Origin of the sequence: Stieleria mannarensis, from assembly GCF_014154935.1 — a bacterium.
In the GTDB taxonomy this organism is placed as follows: Bacteria; Planctomycetota; Planctomycetia; order Pirellulales; family Pirellulaceae; genus Stieleria; species Stieleria mannarensis.
Genome location: NZ_JACEHH010000021.1, coordinates 1 through 25,458 on the forward strand (window position 1 = coordinate 1; position 25,458 = coordinate 25,458).

The following is a 25,458-nucleotide window of genomic DNA, read 5'->3' on the forward strand; positions in this document are numbered from 1 at the left end:
TCTGAAACGCATCACGTCGCACGCGTTTCGTCACAGTTTCGCGACTCACCTACTGAAAGACAACACGGACATTCGCGACGTGCAAGAATTGCTGGGGCACAAGGATATTTCAACGACGATGATCTATCTGCATTGCCTGAATGATGCGTAGAAGGAAGTTGTTAGCCCGCTCGATCGGCTGCAGGAGAGGCAAGAAACGAGCAGCGATACGGCGAAAATGGAAGCAATCGATCCTCCGAACGCTGAGCCGCCTCGGGCCGGCGATGTGGAGCCATCAAGACCGGACGATTCGGTGGGCTGCGAGACGCATGAGGGAGGCTCGGTGGGAAACGTTGCGTCATTGTTTCTACCTGAAAATGAGCCGCCCGGTGAGCGAACGGGGAATGTTTCAGGTGGGGCGCGAGCGATGATTGGAGCGATCCGGGCGTCCTTGCGCAGGATGCTTCACCGGCCCCGAGGTCACAGATTCTTCGCGCGGCTTGTCAAGCATTGACGTGATCGTCGGCGTGAGAGGCGTGGTGGGTGCGGCAGACGATGACGAGAAGGTGGGCAGAATGATTCGGGGCAGAATGATGGGTGGGCGACCGGGGGATGATGGGGTTGGTTGGCCGGCGGTGGGGAGTTTTGGCAGAGGACCGCGTGGCGGTCCGGGCGAACAGTTGGGACAACGGTTCTACATTGAACACAACAGTGTAGAACCATTGTCTCAATTGTTCCCCCCTCAGCCGACTCGGCTGAGGGGATCGCAGCGGGTGGCCGCGGTGCGGCCACGGGGAACAGTTGGGGACAACGGTTCTACATTGACCACAGTAGTGTAGAACCATTGTCTCAATGGTTCCCCCCTCAGCCGTCTCGGCGGAGAGGAACGCTGCGGGTGGCCGCGGTGCGGCCACGGCGAACAGTTGGGGACAACGGTTCTACACTGACCACAGTAGTGTAGAACCATTGTCTCAATTGTTCCCCCTCAGCCGACTCGGCTGAGGGGATCGCGGCGGGTGGCCGCGGTGCGGCCACGGCGAACAGTTGGGGACAACGGTTCTACATTGACCACAGTAGTGTAGAACCATTGTCTCAATTGTTCCCCCTCAGCCGACTCGGCTGAGGGGATCGCGGCGGGTGGCCGCGGTGCGGCCACGGGGAACAGTTGGGGACAACGGTTCTACATTGGACAACGGTTCTACGGTGATCGGCGGTGGGTCCAGAGGTACTTGGCGAGGGAACTGAGGCCGGCGAATTTGTAGCTCGGGTCGACGTAGTGCTCGATGACGTAGAACGCGAAGTAGTAGGCGCGGCAGAATGACCAGATGCAAATGCACAACAACGCCCACTCGGTCAAACTCGGCAGGCGCGCGACAAGTAAGGCGGTCGAGAGTACGCCGAGCACCAAAAACAGGATGCCTTTGGCCCAGATCAATCGGGGATTCTGCAAGTCGCCGAAGATCGTGCCGGTGTGAGACGCTGGGGACGGTTCGTTGTGCTGGGGATCGGGCATGGAGGGTAGCGACTGGCTGGTTAGCGACACTTCGTCCGCGGTTGAATGGAAGACGGACGGGTGTTGATACGTGAAGGGCCGCCGTTAGGGTCGCGCGAGTGTCGCCATCGCGGGGTCGCTTTGCCAGAGATACAGGAACGTCGGCATGGTGCTGCGGTCCAGCCCGGGGACGCGCAGCGGGATCAAGGACGACAACACGGGCTGATTGGGCGACACGTCCAGCGGCGTGTACGCGGGATCGTTCTCGCGGCGATACATCACCACGCGGTCGTCGGGTTTCAAACCGGCTTGCTGCCTGGCGATCTCGATTGCCGTGTCGAGGTACCCGACACCGTCAACCAACCCCATCGCATGGGCTTCGCCGCCCGTCATCACGCTGCCGTCGGACCACTGCTCCTGTGACGCGGTCACTTGGGGACGTTTCGAGTTGATTTGATCGATCAACCGCTGGTGAAACGAATCGGCGATCCGCTGCAGCATCGCCAATTCGTCTGCTTCGATCGGACGCTCGGGCGTCCCCGCGTCGATCTTTTCGCCACTTTTGATCGGCGAGGACAACACGTTGAACTGGCCCATCGTGTCTTGCAAGTTGTAGACGTTCAAGATCACGCCGATCCCGCCGACGATGCTGGTCGGGTGAGCGATGATCGTGTCACAGTGATTGGCCAAGTAATACGCGCCACCGGTCCCCACGGTCATGATGCTGGCGATGATCGGCAGCTGGCGGTCTTGCTTCAGCTTTGCGAGCTGGTGACACATCATGTCCGACGCGGTCACGCCGCCGCCGGGAGAATTGATCCGCAGCACGACGGCTTTGATGTTCTTGTCTTGCCGAACCGCTTCGATCTTTTCATGAAACAGCGCGACCGGGTTTTCTCCCATCGTTCCGATGCCGCCGACATTGCGATCGACCAGGAAGTCGTCGACGTCGATGACGGCGATTTTTTCGGTTCGGATCGGTCGGCCGGAGACGACGACGGGTGTGAGCGGTGTCGACCGGCTGTTGGGGTTCAAGCTGACGGTTGTTTTTAATTCCCCCATGTCCAGTTTTCCGTCAACGGTCATGTCACCGGTCATGTCGAACCCACCCGCCATGTTGACGGCGCCGTTGTGGCGAAAGACTTTGCTGCCGCAGCCGGTGCAGAACAGGAGGGCCAGCAGGAGGAGCAGGGTGAGTGAGTGAATCCGAGCCACGGGCAGCCCTCCCCGCGTCGTCGTCAACTCCTCCGCGACCCTCCCAGAGGGAGGGTGAAGTAGGGGGATCAAACTCTTGGGGGGCCATTGGTTCGGGGCCGGTGGCGTTGGCTTGAAAACCAGCGGGGCCCCTCGCTTACACGTCGGGCTGGCATTGCAGTGACTTTGGCGCATCGCGGTTGCCGAGGCCGGGCCGTTGGGTGCGTCCGCGTTGTCGATCGGGTGCGAGTTCATGGTGCGGGTGAATCGACAGGCGGGGTGAAATCGGCGAAACTGGCCTCCGCCGGCGACAATTTGGTTGTGGGAATCGTGCGGACGACGGCCCGGAAGGGCCATCGTGCAGTGATTCTGCTCGACGGCCCGGAAGGGCCATCGTACCCGGGCAGTCCCTTGTGCCGGTTTCGGGGTGCCGGCTGCAACACCAATCCGACTTTTTTGCGACGCACGATGCGATTCACCTCGCTGATTCTGAAAAACCTGACTCGCCGGCCCCTGCGGGCGGCGCTGACCCTGATCGCGCTGACCATGGCCGTCGCTTCGGTCGTCGCGCTGCGCGGGATCGCCAACGGGTTCACCGAGTCGTTCACGGAAATCTATCAGTCGCATTCGATCGACATCGTGGTCTCTCGCCAGGGGACCGCCGACCGGTTGAGCAGCAGTGTCGCCCAGGAAGCGGCCGGCCAGATCGAACAGATCGAGGGCGTGGCTAAGGCGGCGGGCGTGTTGCTGGAAACCCTGTCGCTGGAAGACCAGCAGATCTTCGGCGTTCCGACGCTGGGGATCGCCGCGGACAGCTGGCTGAGGGACGATTTCCGCTGGATCGAACGACGCCCCGCGGACGCTTCGCAATCGCCCCCGCCGAAACAACTTTCGCTGGGAATCCATCTGGCCGAACGATCGGGGCTTTCGGTCGGCCAGACCGCGCTGATCTTTGAAGAGCCATACGTCGTGGCCGGCATTTTCGAAAGCGACAGCGTTTGGGAAAACGGGTCGCTGGTCATGCCGCTGGACCAGTTGCAAGCAATTTCCGACCGCACCGGGCAGGTCACGTACATCAACGTGGTTTTGGAACCGACGGTCGATGGCGACCTTGCGCGGTCGATCGTCGACCAGATCCATGCGATCGATGGTCGACTTCACGCCATGACGACCGAGGAGTTCGTGGGCACGGACACCCGCATGCAACTCGCCTCGGCGATGGCCTGGATGACCTCGATCATCGCCTTGGCGATCGGGGCAATCGGCACGCTGAACACGATGATGACCAGCGTGTTGGAGCGGACGCGTGAGATCGGGGTGCTGCGTGCCGTCGGCTGGCCGCGCAGTCGTGTGATCCGAATGATCGTCGCCGAATCCGTCGTGTTGGCGCTTTCGGCCAGCGTTTTGGGCGGCGTCCTGGCGATCGTTGCCACCGATGCGATGAGCCGACACCCCGCGGTTCGCGGAGTACTGGTTCCCGCGATCGATGCCGGCACGTTGTCGGAGGGTGCCTTGTTGGCGGTCTTGATCGGGTTGCTCGGCGCGCTGTTGCCGGCCAAACGCGCCGCTTCGGTGATGCCGACCGAGGCGCTGCGGAGCCCGTGAGGGGCGATGACGTGGGGGAGAGAGCCGCGCTGACGTAGCTACGCTCGCCAGAGCGTGGAATACGCTGCGGGTCCACCTTCTGGCGAAGGTAGCTACGCCTAGCCGTTTTGGGTCCACCTTCTGGTGAAGGTAGCTACGTCTGGCCGATGTGGAACGGCAGTTGCGTGTGCATTTGGGCAGGATAGCACGGTTGGCCGGCCATCCGACCAAGTTTCTCCCGCCCAACGTCCGATGAAATAACTTGAGCACGTCTTAAGCGATGCGCCCCGATTGCACGCAGGGGTTCATGCGGCCGGACGCTCAAACACTGTGACTTTCAAACACTGTGACTTTCAAACACTGTGATTCGCTGTGATTCCGCCGAGGATCGTGGATCGGACGCACGGACGCCTACCATTTCCAGACTCTGCACCAGTGATCAAGCCCGTGATGACCGACTTTCAACCGATTGCTATCATCGGCATGGGATGCCGTTTCCCAGGAGGGTGCGATAGCCCCGAGAGCTATTGGAATCTGCTCGAATCGGGACGCGATGCTATCAAATTGACTCCACCCGACCGCTGGAGTCTGGAGAAGTTTTACGCACCCGGGCAGGCACGTCTGGGGAAAACGCAAAGTCGCTGGGGCGGGTACGTCGACGGAATCGATCAGTTTGACCCGCAACTGTTCGGGATCTCGCCACGAGAAGCGGCATCGATGGACCCTCAGCAGCGGCTGTTGTTGGAGACGGCCTACCGGGCAACCGAGGACGCCGGCATCCCGCTGGAGTCGATGGCGGGGCGACCGGTTTCGGTCCACGTCGGGATCTCCAGTTTCGATTACGCCGTCGCCGCGCTCAGCCCCCGTGACCGCGGCGTCATCGGCCCGTACAGCAACACCGGCGGCAGCAGCAGCATCGCGGCCAACCGGATTTCGTATTGTTTTGACTTGCGCGGCGAGAGCGTTGCGGTCGACACGGCGTGCTCGTCGTCTTTGATCGCGATGCATCTGGCGTGTCGAAGTCTGCAATCGAAGGCCAACCACATGGCGCTTGCCGGCGGCGTCAACGCGTTGATCTTGCCGGATTTTTTCGTCGCGTTCAGCCAGCTCGGGGTGCTTTCGCCCGACGGACGGTGCAAGACGTTTGACGCGGCGGCCAACGGTTACGTCCGCGGCGAAGGTGCCGGGATGGTGCTGATGAAGCGGCTGGACGACGCCGTGGCCGACGGCGACTCGATCTATGCGGTCATTCACGGCTCGGCGACCAACCAAGACGGTCGCACCGACGGGATGACGGTCCCGAGTCAATCGGCACAGCAAGCGTTGATCCGGTCCGCCCTTCAAACCGCCGGCCTGGACGGTCATGACATCAGCTATGTCGAAGCGCACGGAACCGGAACACCGATCGGAGACCCGATCGAGGCCCGCGCGATCGCGGATTGCTACGGCCGCAACGACGAAGACGCAGGCGTCTGTCGCATCGGAAGCGTGAAGACCAACATCGGTCACCTGGAGGCCGGTGCGGGGATCGCCAGTGTGATGAAGGTCGCATTGTCGCTAAAACATCAAACGATCCCGGCGCACTTGAACTTGGAAACACTCAACCCGGAGATCGAGTTCGACGCCAACGGATTGCGGGTTCCGCGGAACACCGAACGTTGGGATTGCGACGGACCACGGTTGGCCGGCATCAACGGCTTTGGATATGGCGGTGCCAACGCCCACTTGATCCTCGGGCAACCGCCGCAGCAGACGCCTGCCCAGTCGACGTCGAAGAGTGACGGTGCACCGATCTTGCTGCCGATCTCCGCGCACGACAAGCACGCGCTGGCGGAGACGGCATCACGTCTGGCCGACTGGATCGATCAAGGCAACGGCACGCTACCGGCGATCGCCGCGACCGCCGCACGGCGCCGAACGCATCACGACTGGCGCGGCACGGTGGTGGGAAGCGATCGCAAGCAGTGGGTCGGGCAGCTGCGTGACATCGCGGCCGATTGCGACGCCCATGCCGCGCGTGTGCATCATCCCTCGCGCGGACAGGCAACGTCCCCGCCGCCGATCGCGTTTGTCTGCAGCGGACAAGGCCCGCAGTGGTGGGCGATGGGACGCGGGTTACTGGAATCCGACCCGATCTTTCGCGCCTCCATCCAGCGCTGCGATCGGGAATTCGCCCAGCACGTCAGCTGGTCCTTGATGGACGAATTGACGCGAGGTGAAAACGAATCGCGGATGAACGAAACCGCGATCGCGCAGCCGAGTCTGTTTGCGTTGCAGATCGCGTTGGCGGCTGTGTGGGAATCCAAAGGGATACGCCCGTCGCTGGTCGTCGGACACAGCGTGGGCGAAATCGCAGCGGCGCACCTGTCTGGCGCCCTGGATTTTCACGACGCGTGTTTGGTCGCGATTCATCGGGGGCGCACGATGGACGCCGCGACCAGCAAGGGTGCGATGATCGCCGTGGGGCTTTCCCGGCAAGAGATCGAGCCCTGGATCGCCGATGTGACCGAGCACGTTTCGATCGCGGCGATCAACGGGCCGTCGTCACTGACCGTGTCGGGTCGTGACGTCGAGATCGAAGCACTGGCAGAGCGACTCGATCAAGCGGGGATCTTTTGCCGACGTTTGGAAGTCGAATATGCGTTCCACAGCCCCCAGATGGCTCCGGTCCGCGACGAGCTATTAATGTCACTGGCGGCGATCCGACCACAGCCGTCGCACACGCCGATGGTGTCCACCGTGACCGGCGGCGTCCTTTCGGGTCCGGAAGTCGATGGCGAGTACTGGTGGAAGAACGTTCGTCACAGCGTTCGTTTTGCCGATGCCATGGACGTGCTGGCCGACCGCGGCATCGAGCTGGCGATCGAAATCGGTCCCCATCCGGTGTTGCGATATGCGATCGCGGAGTGCTTTGCAGATCAGCAACGATCAATGTTGGCCGTCGCGTCACTCGATCGGAAAAAAGACGACGCCACCGTCATCGCGGATTCGATCGGCCAGCTGTACGCGTGGGGCTATCCGATCGATTGGACGATGAACTCGCCGGCCGATGACGCCTTCAGCAAATTGCCTGCGATGGCAATGAACCGACAATCACTGTGGAGTGAATCGTTTGATTCAAAGTCCGGTCGGATGGCCAATCCGGGTGAACCGATCCTGGGACAGGTCATCGATGGTCCGCAACCGGGCTGGCAGACCCGTGTGGATCTTCGGATGCAAGAGTCGTTGGCGGACCACCGAGTCAGAAACGCGTGCATGATGCCTGCGGCGGCAATGTTGGAACTTGCGATCAACGCCGAGAGCGTTGTCGCGGAATCCGATGCGGTTTCATTGAAACGATTCCGAATGCAGAATCCGTGCATGCTGAGCGAGGAATCGCCGGTGCGGGTTCAGATCGATTACGACACGCCGCGACGCCAAATTTCGCTTTCCAGCAGCGGCGTCGATCAAGCGAATTGGCAAACGCTGGCGACGGTCGACGCCAGCAGCATCGCCAGCGTGGAGCGAACGGGGCGCGAGGCACTGGAAAATGCACGGCGTCGGTGCACCGAATCGATCTCGCCGGATCGTCTGTATAACTATTGCGATCAACTGGGGCTGAACTACGGACCGCGGTTTCGCGGAGTCACGCAGGGTTGGCGGACACCCTACGAAGCGATCGTCACGGTCGAATTCCCCAATGCTGATTCAATCGCCAACGGTGCAGATCCGCTCGGCGATGCCGCAGCGCTGCTGGACAGTTGCTTTCATGGCATGATCCTGGCCAGTCCAGTGTTTGACGCCGAAATCGACCGACTGTACCTGCCCCAGCAGATCGCATCGCTGGATGTCTTTCACAAATCCACCGCGCCGCTGACCGCCCATGTGAGATTGTTATCCAAAGACGACTATCGCATGGTCGCCGACATCGACATCTATGACGTCGACCAAAACCACTGCGTCGCGATTCGCGGGTTCGAAAGCGTTTCGGTCTCGGGGGCAAAGGCGGAACGATCGATCAACGAATTGTTGTACCGTTACGTTTGGAAACCCTCCGCCCCGGCCGACGCTGCGACTCCCGACGCTGCAACTCCCGAGACAGCGGCCCCCGAGACCGCCACGCGGAAATGGTTGGTGTTTTGCGACCAGAGCGGATTGTCGAGCAATCTGTTGGCTCGACTGCCGATCAGCGACAAGATCATCACGGTGCAACACGGATCGAGTTTCAAACGCCTGCGTGACCATTCGTTGATCATCGATCCGGAGAACCGCGAACACTTCGACCGGTTGCTGACCGACATCGGTGATGGCGTGACCGATGTCGTCTACTTGTGGGGACTGGATTCGCCGGACAACGTGGAATTATCGGTCGACGTTTTGAACAAGTCGACGGTGCTGACCACGCTGGCGCCGATGCACTTGGCGGCGGCCTGGCAGGCGGAGGCTGATTCGGGGATTCAATCCAACACGGCACGGCTTTCGATCGTGACGCTTGACGCACAGCCGGCCGATGGAGGAGCCCCCGATGACGGGGCGGCGCCGATTTCGGTCGCCGCCGGCCCGCTGATCGGTTTCGGCCGGGTGATCGCCGCCGAATGTGGTCGGCTGAAAACCCGGCTGGTCGACCTTTCATCGGGCGAAACGATGATCGCAAAGGACCTGTCGGACGAATTGGTCAGCCGGATCGATGACGAAGACGAAGTGATGCTGCGTGATTCGATTCGCTGGGTCCGCCGCTTTGTTCCGGCCGACGAATTGCCGCTTCACCCGGAAAGTCGACGACGTGCTGCGAGTGTCTTGCGATGCGGCGAAGCGGCATCGATCGATCAATTGCGGTACGAGTCCGCGGCGTCACAGCCACCGGTCGGCGGCGAGGTCGAGATCGAAGTTCTGGCGACGGGTTTAAATTTCAGCGACGTGATGAAGTCGTTGGATTTGTATCCGGGGCTGCCCGACGGCCCCGTCGCACTGGGTGCGGAGTGCAGCGGACGGATTTCGCGCGTCGGCCCCGACGTGACAGAATTCAATGTCGGCGACGAAGTGTTCGCGGTCGCGCCCGGGTCGTTTGCCACCCACGTGATCGTCGACAAGCATTTGGTCGCCAAGAAGCCACCATCGGTTTCGCACCAACAAGCCGCAACCATTCCGATCGCGTTTCTAACAGCCGAATACGCGTTAAACGAGTGCGCGCGGATCCGCCGCGGCGAGAGCGTGCTGATTCATTCGGCCAGCGGTGGCGTCGGGATCGCGGCGATGCAACTGGCAAAACTCGCCGGCGCGACCGTATTGGCGACCGCGGGTACGGATGAAAAACGCGAGTACGTCAAACGGCTCGGTGCCGAACGGGTGATGAATTCGCGCGACCTGGAATTCGCCCGCCAAACGCTCCGGCAGACCGACGGGGTCGGGGTCGACGTGATCCTGAATTCGCTGCCCGGCGAAGCGATCCCGAAAGGATTGTCGATTTTGAAAACCGGCGGCCGATTTCTGGAGATCGGCAAACGCGACATCTATGCCGACGCGTCGTTGGGGCTGGAGACGTTCAAGAACAATTTGGCGTTGTTTGCCATCGATTTGGATCAACTGTTTCGAGAGCAGCCCCAGCGGATGGGGCGGATGCTTCGCCAGCTAGCCGCGCGTTTCGACAACGGTGAACTGACGCCGTTGCCGGTCACGTCGTACGTTGCCGATGAAACGCGTGATGCGTTTCGGTTCATGCAGCAGGGCAAACACATCGGCAAGGTCGTCGTCGATTACCGCAGCGGTCCATCGGACGTGTTTGCCGGAAGCTATGAACCGCTGTGTCTGTCCGACCGGCGGACGTACTGGGTTGCCGGCGGGTTGGGCGGATTCGGATTGCGCGTGGCGCGGTGGTTGATCGATTGCGGTGCCAAGCACTTGGTGCTGGGAGGCCGCAGCGCGGAGGTTCCCGCCGAAACACAGCGGACACTGGATCAGTGGACGGAGTCGGGGATCACGGTCACCGTTCTTCCAGTGGACCTGACATCGACCGCTTCGGTGCGATCGGCTGTCGATCAAATCGATCGTGATTGCCCGCCGTTGGCGGGCGTGTTCCACACGGCGATGGTTTTGGAAGACCGTCTGCTGGTCGATTTGGACCGCGACACACTCCAGCGCGTGCTCGGCCCCAAGGTGTTGGGTGGTTGGAATCTGCACGCGGCGACCGAGGAACACGACTTGGACCATTTCGTTTTGTTCTCGTCGCTGTCGAGTGTTTTCGGGCATGCCGGACAAGCCAACTATGCGGCGGCCAACGCGTTTTTGGATTCGCTGGCACACTACCGTCGATCGATCGGCATGCCGGGGCTGGCCGTCAACTGGGGACACGTCGGCCAGGTTGGTTATCTGGCCCGACGCGGCGAATTGAGCGAGCGGCTGGAGCGTCAGGGTGTGCTGACGTTTTCCGCCGACGAAGCGATGCAATGCTTGGAACAAGCGATGCAAACCGATGTCGTCCAACAAAGCGTGCTGCGCATGGATTGGACGCGGTGGCGGGGGCTGGGCATCACCGGCGACGTCTCGCCCCGTTTCGCTCATCTGTTACGTGGGATCAGCGAAGAAGCGACCGGCGGCGACCGACTGGCCAGCGCCGCAGAGGTACGCGCGGCGACCGCGGAGGCACGAGGCGCGATGATTGCTGGAATCATCGGATCCAAGGCCGCATCACTGCTGGGAATCGCCGCGGACAAGATGCCTTGGGATCGCCCCCTGTTGTCAATGGGTTTGGATTCGCTGATGGCCGTCGAGATGCGAAACTGGATCGAAAGTCGATTGGAAATCGATCTGCCGATCTCCGAATTGATGCGGAGCGAAAGTCTGCGCGAGGTCTTCCGAAGCGTATCGACAATCCTGGAGTCGGATTCCGAACAAGCGCCCCCCGACGTCGTCGACAGTGCCGAGACGAGTGGTGCGTCGGCGGCCGAGTTGTTGCATCAATTGCCCCAGATGTCCGATGCCAGCGTGGACGCATTGCTGACCGATTTATTGAACGGCCCACCCCCCGGCAGCCCAACCCCCGGACAGCCCAGTGAGTGATGTGTTGCAGGGCCTGTCACCGCAGGAAAAACGCGAACTGCTGGCCCGCTTGCTAAAGGAAAAAGCGGCTCGACAGGAGGCACGTCTTGGGCAGTCCTCGCCGGAGGAAATGAAACGTTCGGCGGAGTTTCCGCTGTCGGCTGGGCAGCAGGCGTTGTGGTACGACTTTCGCCGTGCGCCCGACGTCACCGCGTACAACGTCGCGTTGCCGTCGCGGTTTCGTTCGCACGTCGACCTGGATGCGATGCGGCGATCGGTTGAGGAACTGGTGCATCGGCACAGTGCGCTGCGGACGGTGTTCGCCGAGTCGGATTCGAACCATCAACCGGTCCAACGCATCCAGGCGACGTTGCCGCCGGAGTTTCGCGTCATGGAGACTCCGGGGGCGAGTCGGTCTGAACTGGTCGAGCGCGTGACCGAACAGATCAACCGTCCGTTTGATTTGACGCGTGGCCCGCTGCTCCGGCTGGCGGCCTTTCGCGTCGCCGCCGATGACGTCGTGGTCGTAGCGACGACGCACCACATCGTGGTCGATTTCTGGTCCTTGGTTTTGATCATGGACGAAGTCCGACAACTTTATCCAGCGTTTGCGAGCGGACGCAAACCGAACCTGCCGCCGGCGCCGTCCAACTACGAGCGGTTCGTGCGCGGGCAAGCCGAATTCGTCGCCAGCGATCGGGGCAGCGAGGTCGCATCGTACTGGCGGAATCAACTTGCCGGCGTAGCGCCGGTGCTCGAGTGGCCGACAGATTTCCGTCGCCCGGAACGATTCACGCACCGCGCGTCGATGGTGCCGCTGAAGTTTCCGCCCAAAACAGGTGCCAAGATCACGTCGCTGGCGCGTCGATGCGGCGTCACCGGCAACGTCGTCGTGATGGCGTTGCTGCAAGTGCTGATCGGACGCTTTGCCGACCAAGACTCGTTTTCGATCGGCACACCGTTCTCGGGTCGTCGCCAGCGTGAATTTGAAACGACGGTCGGCTTCTTCGTCAATCTGTTGCCGATCACGGTGGACCTTTCGGGGAACCCGACGCTGGAACAATTGATCGAATCGGTCGGTCGAAACATGATCGATGCCTTGGCCTGCGAATCGCTGCCGTTGTCGGAAATCGTACGCAACCGTGGCATCGGGCGTGACCCGAGTCGTCACCCCCTGTTTCAAGTCTCCTGCACCTTCGAGAAATCTCAACTCGCCAGCGAACAGGGCCGAGCGGGGTTCGTCATCGGCGACGACCACGTGTTCGACGACTTCGCCGGTCTGCGGCAAGAAAGTTTTCCGGTCCCACACACCAGCTGTCGCTTCGATGTCGAGTTCGTGTTTGAATTTGCCGGCGACGAGCTTCGGGGCATGATCTGTTACTGCCGCGATCTGTTCGAGGTCGACACGATCGATTCGATGGCCACTCAGCTGGTCGCTTTGTCCGGCCGTCTGATCGACACCCCCAGCCGGCCGGTGAAAGGTGTTCCGTGGTTGGAACGTCAGTCGATTGGGCATGACGATGCGAATGACGAACGCGAGTCACTGGTCGACCTGCTGGCCGAATCACAACACCCGATGGTTGCCGACGCGAGACGGTTTGCATCGCGGCTCACGCAAGCGGGTGTGCGGCCTGGCGGCTTCGTCCCTGTTTGTTTGCAGCGTGGACATGACGCATGGATCGGGATTCTGGGCGTGATGTATTGCGGTGCGACGCCGATTCCGATCGACGCGGATCAACCGGCGATTGCGCCGGACATGCTGCGACGCGACGCGACGATCGAACATGTCGTCGCATCGCCCAACGATCCCTGGGCCAGAGAGCTCGGTGCGACGATCGTCTCGATGGATTCCGCCCCAATTCAAACTCCATCGTCGTTGCCGGCCGTTCGCCCCAAAGACATCGCCTATGTGATTTATACCTCGGGTTCGACCGGACGTCCTAAAGGGGTCATGGTGTCGCACGCGGCGATCACCAACACGATGCGTTGGCAATCACGTGCGACACCATTTTCGGCGTCCGACCGTGCGCTCGTGCTGCTGTCCCATCAGTTCGATGCGACGTTGCCGTTGGTGGTGACGGCGCTCGATCAGGGCGCATCATTGGTCTGGCCCGACGACACGAAAAATCTAGACTTCGATCAATTGATCGACCAGATCATCCGCGATCGCATCACGATTCTGCAAGCCGTCCCCGGCATCCTTGGCCCCCTCGTGGCGCACCGTCGATTCGCCGAGTGCACCAGCGTTCGTCAGATTTGGACGGGCGGAGAATCGATGCCGACGGACCTGCCGGAGCTGATTCATTCGAAAATCGACTGCGAACTCTGGAATTATTACGGCCCGACCGAGGCGGCGTGCCAAGTCACGGCGCATCGTGTGACGGATGTCGAAACGCGGCGCCGCATTCCGATCGGACGCGAAATTGACGGCGTTCAAATCTATCTGGTCGATCGGCAACTCGCCCCGGTCCCGGTGGGCGTCGCCGGCCAGATCGTGATCCGCGGCAAAGGGTTGGCCGAGGGCTATTTGAATCAGCCGGAGTTGACGGAGCAGACGTTCGTCAGGGCGGAGCAGATTCGCGATTCACAAGGGAATCCGTGCCGCGTCTATTTGACGGGCGACCTGGGGCGACGACGTGGCGATGGGACGATCGAGTTTCTCGGACGTGTCGATCATCAGGTCAAGGTGCGCGGCTACCGCGTCGAACTGGAAGAGATCGAACGGGTGATCGAATGTTTTCCGCATGCCCGCCGCGCGGCCGTGAAAGTCGTCCAACCGGGAACCGCGGGCGCACGACTGGCCGCCTTCGTCGAAGGGATCGACGCCTCCGACCTCGACGCGCTCGACCGACACTTGGCAGCCAGTTTGCCGCCCTACAAGCGCCCGGCGTCGATCGATTTGGTCGACGCATTGCCGCTGAATCCCAATGGCAAGATCGACCGAAAACGGTTGCCGCAACCCGCCGGCGACGTGACATCGCCTGGGGCAACATCGCGGCCTCGTTGCGAGCTGGAACGGTTTTTGGAGCGCCGGTTTGCCATGACGCTCGGGCAAGATTCGCTCCCGATCGACGTCAACTTTTTCGAAGCCGGTGGAACGTCCTTGCAGGCCGCGGTGTTGACGTCGCAGTTGTCCGATGAATTCGGTTTCTCGATCCCCACGTCGCTGTTGTTCGATTTAGGCGACGTCCGTTCGGTGGCCACGCGATTGGTGCAACTGCATCCACGACCGATCGGCGAGCGTTTCGGTGATGAATCGATCCGTGTCTGCGCCGCCGCGGCGTCGACGAGCGAGACGGATTCGTTGTTGGTCGAATTGAAACCATCCGGGGATGCCGCACCGGTGTTTATGATTCACCCGCCCGGCGGCATCGTCGTCTGTTATCGCGAATTGGCGACAAATCTTCCGCCGTCGCAGCCGATGGTTGCGGTTCGATCACGGGGATTGCACGGGGAGGAGCGTTTGCCGAGCACGCTTGGTGAAATGGCCGGCGACTATGTCCGTGCGATCCGACATCGCCAACCGACCGGTCCGTACTTCATCGGCGGCTGGTCGCTGGGTGGGGTGATCGCGTTTGAAGTCGCCCGCCAGCTTGCCGCCGAGGGTGGCGACGTGGCGGGATTGATCCTGTTGGATTCGACGGTCCCCGAACGAAGTGATCCGGAATCGGCGTCGGCGGGACTGGAGTATGGGCTGGAATTGTCGCTGGACGAGCTGAGCGAGCTTTCGGAGGACCAGCAGTTGCCATTTTTGTACGAGCACGCACAACGGTTGGGGATTTTGGAAGAGGACACGCCCGCGGAAGTCGTGCAAAAAGCGATTGCCGATCTGCAACGATTGTTCGCCCACCACGTCGAACTCTGCCAGGCTTACGAGATCCGGCCGCTGGACGTGCCGGTGTTGTTGCTGCGGCCGGATGAGGTTCCGGGACAAGCCGACGCGCGTCCCGATCGCGGTTGGGGTCGTTGGACCGGGGAGGTCACCGTCCACACGGTCAGCGGACACCACCACAGCATGGTGAAGTCGCCCGGAGCGGGTGAGATTGCGCGATGGATCGCCAGGTTTGTCACGTCGCACAGGTGATGCTTTTTTCTCTTCCCGTGTCGTGTGGGGGGAGCAGGAGGGAAGGCAGAATGATACGGGGCAGAATGATGGGGCAAAACGAATGCAGTGCGACGTCGCGCCGAATTAGACAGTTTCAGGTTTCAGGTTTTCGAAGCCTCCCAACTCCCAACTCCCAACTCCCAACTCCCAACTCCCAACTCCCAACTCCCAACTCCCAACTCCCAACTCCCAACTCCCAACTCCCAACTCCCAACTCCCAACGTCACTCCATGCGGAACGTATCTTTGACTTCGGTGTATTCGCGTCGTCCGACGCGAGCGATGGTGTGGAGTGATTTTTGGTCGACGAAGTCGTCTTGGATGTGGATGTAAACGACGTTGCCGATCACCAAGTTGGCTCCGGCGGGGCCGGTTCCTAGCGCGATCGCTGAATGCAACGTGCATTCCATCGCGGCGATGGCGGATTGCACCCGCGGCGGTTTGACTTTGACCGAGCTTGCCGGCTGGACACCGACGTGCTGGAATTCATCGATTTCCGAGCCCACTTCGTCGCTGCTACGGTGCATCGCTTGGGCCACCGGCTCGGTCACGATGTTGACCACAAATTGGCCGGTGCGGCGGACGTTCTCCAGCGTGTCTTTGGGCAACCCCTGGGCGTTGTTGGCCGGGGCGAAGCAGACGGTCGGCGGATTGGCACCGACGCCGCTGAAGAACGAAAAGGGGGCGAGGTTGGCAATACCGTCGACCGACAGCGTCGAAACCCAGGCGATCGGCCGCGGCGTGATCAGTTGCACCATCCGCAAGTAGGTTTCTTGCAGCGTCAATTTGTCGACATCAAATTCCATTTCGTTCTCCCCCGACGTCCACGGCCATCAATTGCTGCTGAGCAAGCCGACCATGGTGTCGTGCATCGGCTTGGTCGCGGTGACACAGAACTTGGGCAGCCAATCGTCCAGTTCGGATCCGTCATAGGCGGTCAATTGGGCGCCCGCTTCACGTGCGATCACGGTTCCGGCGGCGGAGTCCCAGGCGCAGACGTTGGTCGCCCAGTAGCCGTCCAGGCGTCCGGCGGCGACGTAGCACATGTTGAGGGCACAGGATCCCAAGCGGCGCAGCGAGCGGCAGCGTTCCAGGACTTTGACAAACCGGGCGACTTCGGGCGAGTCGCCTTTGACGCCGGCGGGAAAACTGCACGCGACGAGCGCCTGGGACAGGTCTTCGCAGTCACTGGCCCGGATCGGCTGGCCGTTCAGTTGGGCACCGCCACCATCGACGGCGGAATAAAGTTCGTCGGAAACGGGGTCCAGGATCACCCCCAACCGCATTTTGCCGGCGTGGTACAGACCGATCGAAACGGCGAAGGATTGCAAGCGATGGACGTAGTTGACGGTGCCGTCGAGCGGATCGACGACCCAGCACGGCGGCGCGTCGGCGTCCCCGCTGCGGACCGCCGGCGGCGGATCATTCTCGCCCTCTTCTTCGCCGACAAAGGCGTAGCCGTCGAAGGCGTCCATCAGGATTTCGCGGATCGCTTTCTGCGATGCCAGATCCGCGTCGGTGACCAAATCTTTGGGGGCTTTTTCGGAGACCTTGCGGCTCTCCCATCGGCTCAGCAATTCCACGGCACCGGCCTTGGCTGCCTTGATCGCCACATCCAAGTGTTCTTGATTCACAATTCGATTTCGAGTCGTCGGAGTTCTTCCAGCCACAGCCGGATGTCGTTGTTGTACTCGGTCGACATGTCACCAATGACCAGTTGTCGGTGAAATGCCGCCGCACCGGTATCGACGTGCTCGGCGGCTTCGGCATTGGGGAAACGCAAGTTGGGGTCCGGCGAAATCAATCCGACCAAAAAGTTCATCAGCAAGTCGTTGCGACTGATGTCCGCGGGCAACACCTCTTCCAATCGCGACGGCAGGGCGAGTTTGGCCTGAACGAGATCACGCAGACTTTCATTTCCCGCAAAAATGTTTCGTCCGCTGAGCAGTTCGATCAACACGTAGCCGACACTGGCCAAATCACTGCGTGGGGTCGCCAGCTCGTTTTCCAAGATCTCCGGCGCCGCGTACATCGGCGTGCACTCGCGTTCGCGGGGCGGATTCTTGTATTCGATCGCCGAACCCAAGTCGATCAGCTTGGTGTGACCACTGCGTTTGAGCATGATGTTAGCGGGTTTGACGTCGCCGTGCACGATGCCTTCGCGGTGCAGTGCCGCCAGTGCCGCCAGGCATTCGCGCATGATCGCCACCGCGATCCCGGCCTTGAATCGCGAATGATCGGGGCCCTTGGTGATGATCACATCGTTGATGTATTTGAACCGCCGCGTGTCCAAATGTTGCCCCAGCAGTTTCAGACAACTGGGGGCCAGCAGCTGGCGGAGGTCATAACCGTCGACCCATTCCATCATCATGATGCGAATGCGGTGCCGCTCGAAGAAGTTTTGCACCGCCAGCAGGTTGTCGTGCTGGATCAACGCGACTTTGGAGGCGATCGTCGCGATCCGCCGCATCGCTTCGTCGTACGCGCGGGCGCTTTGGTAGTGTTCCGGTGAGAACACCTTCATCGCAACCGGAACGGTAAAGTCGTCGGTCCCGCGATACTCCGTCAGATAGACTTCGCCCTGGCCGCCACGGCCGAGCAAGCGAATCATGTGATGGTGCCCGGTCCAGCTGACCTTCTGACGTTCGATCAGATGGTCGTACCAGTGAACGAGCTTGGCGTCACCGCTGGTATTGACGGTCCCCCGGAAGGTGACCGTTGGATTGGGTTCGAAGCGTGTGGTCGATTCCATCGTCGCGACGGTCCGTCGTTTTACGAATAGCGAGAGGGCAAAATCAAATGCAGCACGCTGCAGGTCTCTCCGTGTTGGCTGGCCGGCTACATTTGGACACTACAGTCTACACCGCCCGGGCAAAAGCAAAAGGCGAGAGTTTCCCCCAAACCCCGCACTCGCGGGTAACCGCAATTCAGCTCGGTTTGCCGTGACGATTGGTGCGGGCGATCCGGTGCAGATCCTCGCGGCGGGTCAGAAACCCCCAGTTAAGTGCGCGATCTTGCTCATACTGCTTGCCTAAGGTCAGTGCCACCGACGCTTTGGCCATCTCGTACCCCAAATAGAACGCATGGCCACGATCCACATTGTCGGATATCGGGGCCTGCAACAGCCGCTCGAACAACCGAAACGGGTCCTCGTCGCTCAGATGCAACTGGCGCGAGACCAAATGAATCACCTCGTCTTGGGCGAATAATCGATAATTGTTGTCCTTTATCGCCCCAGACAGGCCCTCAAGGGTCTCCTCGGCAAACGCACTCAGCTTTCGGTCGCGGAGCAACACCAGTTGGTCCGACAGGTTCTTCGGCGGAATTCCGTGCTTGACGGCCGCATGCACCAATCGCCGGGCATGGTCACACTCGCGGACCGACGACCGCGCCCAATTGATCACCTGGGTGGTCAGGACACTTTGGATCCCCAGTTCCTGGCAGAGGCCCAACAGCACGGTGTTGATGCCGGCCGAATCGGCATCGGTCAGCTCGGTGACGTTGCCGATGCCCATCATCACCGGCAGCTGCGGGTAGCGTTTGCGCACCGTCGAGTAACGCACGATGCTGGCGGCCAATCCCGATCCGATCGGTTCCAAAATCGGATCCAACCGCATCGGCACGTTCCGCTGTTTGAGGTACGCGACCGTTTCATCCAAACTGGCCAAATCGGTCGGCGAGTCGGGAATCACGACGACTTCGGCGCCCCATCGCGGTGCGTGCTCGCGATTGTGGGAATTCACGCTCAACACCAACGACGCACCGGCACGGCAAGCCGCTTCGGCTTCCCAAGGGTCGAAGGTATCGATCGAGACCTGGATTCCGCGAGAAACCAACGCATCGACGTAGTCCGCAATGGATTCAAAGCGTGCGGCGGGATCACACCCGACATCAATCCGATCCGCACCGTCATCGACCAGTTTCAAAGCCGTCGCGATGAACTCATCACGCGCAAGCCGCGGGGCATGATTGATCTCCGCGAGGATTTCGATGTCGTACGCACTGAGATCGATCTCAGGACGTTTTTCACCGAACAATTCAGCCATCTCGCGGCAATCGTTGGGTCCCACGACAACCGTTGCGTTGACTTGGGAGCGAAGTGTTTCGATGCCGACCTCACAGAAACCGGGCACGATCAAATGGGTCGCTTGTGCGGGTAAGTCCAGCTTGCGCGCGATCCACTTGGGCGTCATCAACGCGGCAACGGTGATCGGCATCACGCCGATCGAATACTCAAACGCATGTCGCACCGCAAGCGCAGCGACGACCTCGCGCACGGCGTGCTGTGCGAGCGTTCCGGTCACGAAATGCAAGTGCGATGTTTCGGTGAGATCGATAGCCGATGGCATGTCGCAAAGACCGTCAGAGAAGGAAGTGTTCGAACGCTCATGCGTCGTCAAAACAGAGTCAGCATCATCAAGGTTAACCGCAAACGCGTCAGACGCGTGTTCAACCTGTCGTTCACGACATTGATTCAAGCCAAAGATCTGCTTTGAGAACAGCGTCAAAACGGTGCATTTTTTTTTATCCGATCGCACAGTCGCTCTTGACTGATGTGCGACAACGCGTACAACATCGTTAAGCGAGAGATTCGTGTACGAAGTCAGTGTTGCAATTTCGATTGAAACCTTGCTTTGTCGTGGCCGGGATCTCTCGTTTTTTTATGCGCGGTGGTTTGCGTGGTGGCTATTGAAGGCCATCTGTTCTTCAAACGTACTCCAGTGGCAAACGCATCGACCAATGCGTTGTGGTGTTGGCGTCACACCACAAGCCTTTCCCCATCGCTTGTTGCCAAACATGCCAATCACTCCCCATCGCAACAGTCCCGCTGGTCACTTTAACGTCGCCAACCGACGTCTTCGACACTCCAACACGCTTTCGCGTCTCTGACGGTTCGAACCGATGGCTGAATCAGACATAACGTTGCTTTGGGAAAGCGATCTGATGATGGCGGTCGACAAACCGGCGGGACTGGCGACGCAAGCCCCCGCGGGAATCGAGAGCTTGGAAAGCCGGCTTGAACAGCAACTCGGTCGCCGTGACGGCTACCTTGCGTTCCCGCATCGACTGGACCGTGCCGTCAGCGGTGTGATCTTGGTCGCATTGTCCAAGAAAGCCGCTCGGCTGCTATCGGCCCAGTTCGCAAGTCGCAAAACCCGCAAGCAGTATCTGGCGGTGGTCGAAGGTCAAATCGAGGTGAGCCGATCGAGCCCACAGCAGTGGGACGACTTCGTTCGCAAGTTGGAGGACCAGCCGCTGGCAGAGGTTTGTGAAGAAACCGCGCCGCATGCCAAGCCCGCCAGCACGATCGTCAAAACCCTGGCACTGGACGCGGTCGCCGACCGCAGCCTGCTGGAACTGAGCCCGATCACCGGACGCATGCACCAATTGCGCTTGCAAACGGCATCACGCGGCCATCCGATCGTGGGTGATGCAACCTACGGTGCCGCCAGCCGTGCCGCCGACAGTGCGGCGAAACGGCACACCGGGCGGATCCTGCTGCACGCCCACGCCTTGGAGTTTCACGATCCGTCCAACGGCCGATTGGTCCGGGTCGAATCGCCCTGCCCGTTTGGGTTTACGCCGGCGTGATTGGACTCGGTTTGCCAAAGCCGATCAACAACCTCGCCTGGGGTGAGACCGGATGAGCCTCCGCGAAACCGGGCGTAACCTCAGGTCCACGATCCACCGTAAAACCTCCCCCCTTCGATCGGCCGGCGGCAAAGCCGCCGGCCGATCGAAGGGGGGAGGGAGCGGGTTTGGCTTCCTTTCCCTGGGGTGGCGGTCACTCCGCTGCGCTCGTTCCCTGACCCCAGGCTATGTTGTTGATGCCCTTTGGGCAAACGCTACGTCTCGCTGGGCCGTTGATTTGAAACGGCGCGACCTCGGCGAACGGCCGATCATCGGCTAAGGTGTTGCGCTCGCAGCGTTTCCACGGTTCACCCCGCGTTTAGCGCGTCTTCACCTGCCAAACCCGATTCGTCCCATGACTCGCCTCGGCGCCGTTTCCTACTTGAACACCAAACCGTTGATCCACGGGCTGAAAGAGGCTCTGGGGCCTGGTGATTCATTGACGCTGAATCTGCCCAGCCGACTGGCCAGCCAGTTGCAATCGGGCGAATTGGATGTGGCACTGATCCCCTCGGTCGAGTACTTCCGCGGCGACGGCTACCAAATCGTTTCCGATGCGGCGATCGCCTGCCGCGGACCGGTTTGGAGCGTCCGGTTGGTCAGCCGCGTGCCGGTCCAGAGCATCCGGCGGCTGGCACTGGACGAAGGCAGCCGCACCAGCGCGGCGATGGTCCGCGTGCTGTTGTGGCAGATGTACGGGTTAAAACCCCAGACGACCGTGCTGTCGATGGAACAGTCCCCCGAATCGGTCGATGCCGACGCGGTGCTGATCATCGGCGACCGCGCGATGCATCCCGAGCGGGGGATCTACAATGAGATCTGGGATCTGGGCGACCGCTGGTGTCGCTACACCGAAACACCCTTTGTGTTCGCCATGTGGGTCGCCAGGCCGGGGATCAACACCGAGGGCTTGGTCGACATCCTGCAACGCTGTCGCGACCGCGGCGTGGAAGCGATGGAATCGATCGCACAAACGCACGCGGCCGCACACGGGCTGACCAACGAAGACCTGTATCGCTATTTTGCCGAAAACCTTCACTTCCAACTTGGTGGCGCCGAACTCGAGGGGCTGCGCCGCTTCCGCGACGGATGTGAATCACTCGGCTTGCTCGACACGAAAACGACTGGATCGACACAACAAACGCCTGGCTCGACACAACAAACAACTGAACGGATCGATTAACGATGATCACTGACATTTTGGACAAAGCGGTTGCCGGCGAGCGTCTATCGGCCGACGAAGGGCTGACGTTGCTTGAAAGCCACGACCTGGCGGCCATCGGCGCGGCGGCCGACAAGGTTTCGCGGCGGATGCACCCCGAACCCTACCGGACCTACAACGTCGACCGGAACATCAACTACACGAACATCTGCACCGCCGTGTGTCACTTTTGCGCGTTTTATCGCGGCCCTAAAAGCGACGAAGGCTATGTGTTGCCGCGGGAGGAACTGCTCCGCAAGGTCGAAGAGACCGTGGCGATGGGCGGCAACCAAATCTTGATGCAAGGCGGGCTGCACCCCAAGTTCAAACTCGATTGGTACGAAGAACTGCTGTCGGACATCAAGACCGCGTTCCCCTCGGTGAACATCCACGGTTTCAGCCCGCCGGAGCTGTACCATTTCACCAAGGTCAACAACCTTCCCATCGAAGAGGTTTTGACACGGCTGAAGGCGGCCGGCCTGGGCAGCATCCCCGGCGGCGGCGCTGAAATCCTGGTCGACCGTGTCCGCAACGAATTGACTCGGGGAAAAGTCGACACGGACAACTGGCTGAACGTGATGCGTGCCTGGCACAAACTGGGCGGCATCAGCACCGCGACGATGATGTTCGGACATGTGGAAACGTTGGCCGAACGCATCGAGCACCTCCAGCGGATCCGTGACCTGCAGGACGAAACCGGCGGATTCACCGCATTCATCTGCTGGACGTTCCAGCCCGACAACACAGACATGAGTCACATCCCGGCCAAGGGATCGTTTGAATACCTGAAGACCCAAGCCGTATCGCGGTTGTTCCTGGACAACGTGCCCAACATCCAAAGCAGCTGGGTCACCCAGGGGTTGAAGATGGGCCAGCTGGCGATGCTGTTCGGCGCCAACGACATGGGCAGCTTGATGATCGAGGAAAATGTTGTCGCCGAAGCCGGAACTGTCCACTTCATGTCGCTCCAGCAAATTCGCCAGGCGATCGAAGAACTGGGTTTCCAGCCGCGTCAACGAGACGTGTTTTACCAGCTGGTCGACGAGGAATTGGAGCAAAAAGCGGTCCAGGCTAACGGGCACACCGGGCCGAAAGATTTGGTTCAATTGGCAGTTTAGGATAAACTTGTTGCATGTCCTTCCGCGTCGAACTCGCTGTTTACAACGGTCCCATCGACTTGTTGCTCTACCTGGCCCGCCGCCAGGAGGTGAGTTTGATGGAGATCTCGCTGGCGAAAGTGATCGACCAGTACGGCGAGTATCTGGAGCTGCTTCAGGAACTGGACTTGGCAGACATCGGCGACTTTCTGGAGTTCGCCAGCATCCTGGTCGAACTGAAAAGCCAGGCCGTGCTGCCCCAAACGGTCGAGGAGGACGAGGAAGACGAGCAGATTGAAGATCCGCAATCGGAACTCGTCGAACGGCTGTTGCAATACAAAGAGATCCGTGACGCCGCGGCGGTCTTGGACGAGATGGCCGGCCGTTGGCAGCAGCGTTACCAACGGATGAGCGACGACCTGCCGCGGCGTCGGATCGACCCCGGCGACCAACCGATCGCGGACCTGGAGATCTGGGACTTGGTCAGCGCGTTCGGACGGATCATGCGCGAGTCGGCCGGACCACCGCAAACCGAAGTCATCTACGACGACACGCCGATCCACGTCTACATGCAGAAGATCCATAACCAGCTTGCCGATCACCCCCGGGTCGCGCTGATGGATCTGATCGAAGGCGGCATCCACAAGTCCGCTTTGATCGGATGGTTCCTGGCCACGCTGGAACTGACCCGCCACCACGGGGCGGCGGTCGAAGAAGACGAAGCCGGGGACATCGTGATCGTCAAGACCGGCCACTACAGCGAAGACTTGGCGGTCAACGAAGTCGACAACTACGGCAACGACGGTATCATCGCCACCAACCTGCCCAGCCAACCGCGGTAGCGGTAGCGGTTGTGGGATGGGGCGGTGGATTTCGCCAACGGCGATTCACAACATAGCCTGGGGTGAGCCCGGATGAGCCCCAGCGAATCCGGGCGTAACCCCAGGATTGCGCTGCCCTCCATGCATCGAAGATCCGCGGAGTTGCATACCGAAATGGGTCGCAGATGACGTTGAAGGATAGACGCACCTCGATGGATCGCATCGCAAGCTGGAAGCCCATCCAACCGCCCGGATCACTTCCTCCCAGTCGGGATGAACGGGTCCAAGCTGCTTAGCCCGTTGCCGTCACACTGGTCGGCAAATCGATAGCCGAGGCTCGCGATTTCGTCTGCAGCTGCCGTCAACTCGGCTTCGTTGTTGAGTTTCAGACGAACGCCCGCGACGACGTCCAAGATCTGATTCAGGATCGGCTGGTCGACCTTGGCCGCAACGCTTTGCAATCGTTTCTTGGCGCGATCGGCGCGCTGTGCAACGGTGATCGCAAAGGTGGCTTTTTGCGTCGCGATCGCCGTTGCCCGCAACGACGCTTCCAGCTCGGCGATCATCCCGGCGACGAACATCACCCGCAGCTGCTCGGGCGACCGCGTCGCGTTGGTCTTACCGTCGCTGTTGACAAAGTTGTGGCGGATCGTCCCTTGGCTCCACGAGACGAATTCAAAATCGAGTGACCCGGCGGGATGGCCGCCGACGTTGACCAATTCTTCGTCCGCGGTCGTGTGACAGCGCAAACAGCTCTGCGCGACCAGGTACAGATTGGTCGGATTGCGCATCCCGGCCTGGATGCTGCTTGCGATTCGCTCGGCGCGGTGGTCGGGCGTTTCGGTCAATCGCGTGACCGACTGGCCACCATAGTGATGATGCAGATCCAGCCAGTCCTTGGCGGCACCGTGACAGGATTCGCACGAGACGCCGGCGACCACATGGGGCGATGCGTCGGGGCCGGTCGCGGCGGGATCGGATTGCTGGGTGTAGTGGCAAGCAACGCAGCGACCGGAATGTTTGATCGAGCGGAGGCCCAGCTTGGAGGCGATCTGTTTGGCTTCGGGCGTGCGATGCAATTGATCAAAGGTCATCGCATGCGGCGTCCCCTGCCAGACCTTGACCTCCGACGCGTGGCATTTCACACAGGCATCATGACCGACCACCTTGGCCGGGTCGGCGGGGGTGGCCCGCCCCAACCCCTGGCCGGTTGCCGGAGGCGAATTGCGATCGGCCGAAACCCAACTGGTTTGCGCGTCAGCCGAAATCGTTGTGATGACAGTCAGAGAGACGAGTGTGGCAAGGGCGATGCAGTGGCGACGGGTCATGTTGCGTTGCGGA

General features: G+C 60.8%; 15 protein-coding genes. 8 read left to right on the forward strand and 7 right to left on the reverse strand.

Annotated features, from left to right (window positions below):
• Positions 1–10 precede the first annotated feature (10 nt).
• Positions 11–151, forward strand: a complete 141-nt coding sequence (locus tag H1B37_RS15310; RefSeq protein ID WP_353620851.1) for a tyrosine-type recombinase/integrase — start codon at positions 11–13, stop codon at positions 149–151.
• Positions 152–1,177: 1,026 nt separating this feature from the next.
• Here H1B37_RS15310 and H1B37_RS15315 read toward each other — a convergent pair.
• Entirely contained in the window at positions 1,178–1,492 is a 315-nt protein-coding gene (locus tag H1B37_RS15315; protein ID WP_182867540.1) for a hypothetical protein, read from the reverse strand.
• 84 nt (positions 1,493–1,576) lie between these two features.
• On the reverse strand, positions 1,577–2,686 hold the full coding sequence (locus H1B37_RS34420; RefSeq protein WP_182867541.1) for a S49 family peptidase: 1,110 nt from the start codon (positions 2,684–2,686) through the stop codon (positions 1,577–1,579).
• A 447-nt stretch (positions 2,687–3,133) separates the two neighbouring features.
• On the opposite strand from H1B37_RS34420, the gene H1B37_RS15325 reads away from it, so the two are divergent.
• The 3 genes from H1B37_RS15325 to H1B37_RS15335 all read left to right on the forward strand — a co-directional run bounded on the left by H1B37_RS15325 (position 3,134) and on the right by H1B37_RS15335 (position 15,347).
• Positions 3,134–4,270 (forward strand): ABC transporter permease, encoded by a 1,137-nt coding sequence (locus H1B37_RS15325; protein ID WP_182867542.1) that lies wholly within the window; start codon positions 3,134–3,136, stop codon positions 4,268–4,270.
• 429 nt (positions 4,271–4,699) lie between these two features.
• Entirely contained in the window at positions 4,700–11,284 is a 6,585-nt protein-coding gene (locus tag H1B37_RS15330; RefSeq protein WP_182867543.1) for a type I polyketide synthase, read from the forward strand.
• Positions 11,277–15,347 carry a non-ribosomal peptide synthetase gene (locus H1B37_RS15335; protein WP_182867544.1) on the forward strand — a complete coding sequence of 1,357 codons (4,071 nt, stop codon included), beginning with the start codon at positions 11,277–11,279 and terminating at the stop codon, positions 15,345–15,347. The genes H1B37_RS15330 and H1B37_RS15335 overlap by 8 nt, the downstream gene beginning before the upstream one ends.
• Positions 15,348–15,591: 244 nt before the next feature.
• Here the strand turns inward: H1B37_RS15335 and H1B37_RS15340 are convergent, their stop codons facing one another.
• From H1B37_RS15340 to H1B37_RS15355, 4 genes are all read right to left on the reverse strand, one after another.
• A complete protein-coding gene (locus H1B37_RS15340; protein WP_182867545.1) occupies positions 15,592–16,173 on the reverse strand; it encodes a flavin reductase family protein in 582 nt (193 codons plus the stop codon).
• 27 nt (positions 16,174–16,200) lie between these two features.
• Positions 16,201–17,001 carry an inositol monophosphatase family protein gene (locus H1B37_RS15345; protein WP_182867546.1) on the reverse strand — a complete coding sequence of 267 codons (801 nt, stop codon included), beginning with the start codon at positions 16,999–17,001 and terminating at the stop codon, positions 16,201–16,203.
• The gene (locus H1B37_RS15350) at positions 16,998–18,119 is read right to left on the reverse strand and encodes a serine/threonine protein kinase (RefSeq protein ID WP_147866882.1); all 1,122 of its coding nucleotides are present in this window, start codon (positions 18,117–18,119) and stop codon (positions 16,998–17,000) included. Before H1B37_RS15350 ends, H1B37_RS15345 begins: the two co-directional genes overlap by 4 nt.
• Positions 18,120–18,294: 175 nt before the next feature.
• Positions 18,295–19,716 carry a DUF6513 domain-containing protein gene (locus tag H1B37_RS15355; RefSeq protein ID WP_182867547.1) on the reverse strand — a complete coding sequence of 474 codons (1,422 nt, stop codon included), beginning with the start codon at positions 19,714–19,716 and terminating at the stop codon, positions 18,295–18,297.
• 553 nt (positions 19,717–20,269) lie between these two features.
• Here H1B37_RS15355 and H1B37_RS15360 point away from each other — a divergent pair.
• The 4 genes from H1B37_RS15360 to H1B37_RS15375 all read left to right on the forward strand — a co-directional run bounded on the left by H1B37_RS15360 (position 20,270) and on the right by H1B37_RS15375 (position 24,138).
• On the forward strand, positions 20,270–20,959 hold the full coding sequence (locus H1B37_RS15360) for an RluA family pseudouridine synthase (protein ID WP_182867548.1): 690 nt from the start codon (positions 20,270–20,272) through the stop codon (positions 20,957–20,959).
• Positions 20,960–21,353: 394 nt separating this feature from the next.
• Positions 21,354–22,181 carry a menaquinone biosynthetic enzyme MqnA/MqnD family protein gene (locus H1B37_RS15365; RefSeq protein WP_182867549.1) on the forward strand — a complete coding sequence of 276 codons (828 nt, stop codon included), beginning with the start codon at positions 21,354–21,356 and terminating at the stop codon, positions 22,179–22,181.
• 2 nt (positions 22,182–22,183) lie between these two features.
• The gene (gene mqnC, locus H1B37_RS15370) at positions 22,184–23,317 is read left to right on the forward strand and encodes a cyclic dehypoxanthinyl futalosine synthase (protein WP_182867550.1); all 1,134 of its coding nucleotides are present in this window, start codon (positions 22,184–22,186) and stop codon (positions 23,315–23,317) included.
• A 14-nt stretch (positions 23,318–23,331) separates the two neighbouring features.
• Positions 23,332–24,138 carry a segregation and condensation protein A gene (locus H1B37_RS15375; protein ID WP_182867551.1) on the forward strand — a complete coding sequence of 269 codons (807 nt, stop codon included), beginning with the start codon at positions 23,332–23,334 and terminating at the stop codon, positions 24,136–24,138.
• 233 nt (positions 24,139–24,371) lie between these two features.
• Here H1B37_RS15375 and H1B37_RS15380 read toward each other — a convergent pair whose 3' ends face one another.
• Complete coding sequence (locus tag H1B37_RS15380) at positions 24,372–25,445, reverse strand: cytochrome c family protein (RefSeq protein WP_182867552.1); 1,074 nt, start codon at positions 25,443–25,445, stop codon at positions 24,372–24,374.
• Positions 25,446–25,458: the final 13 nt, after the last annotated feature.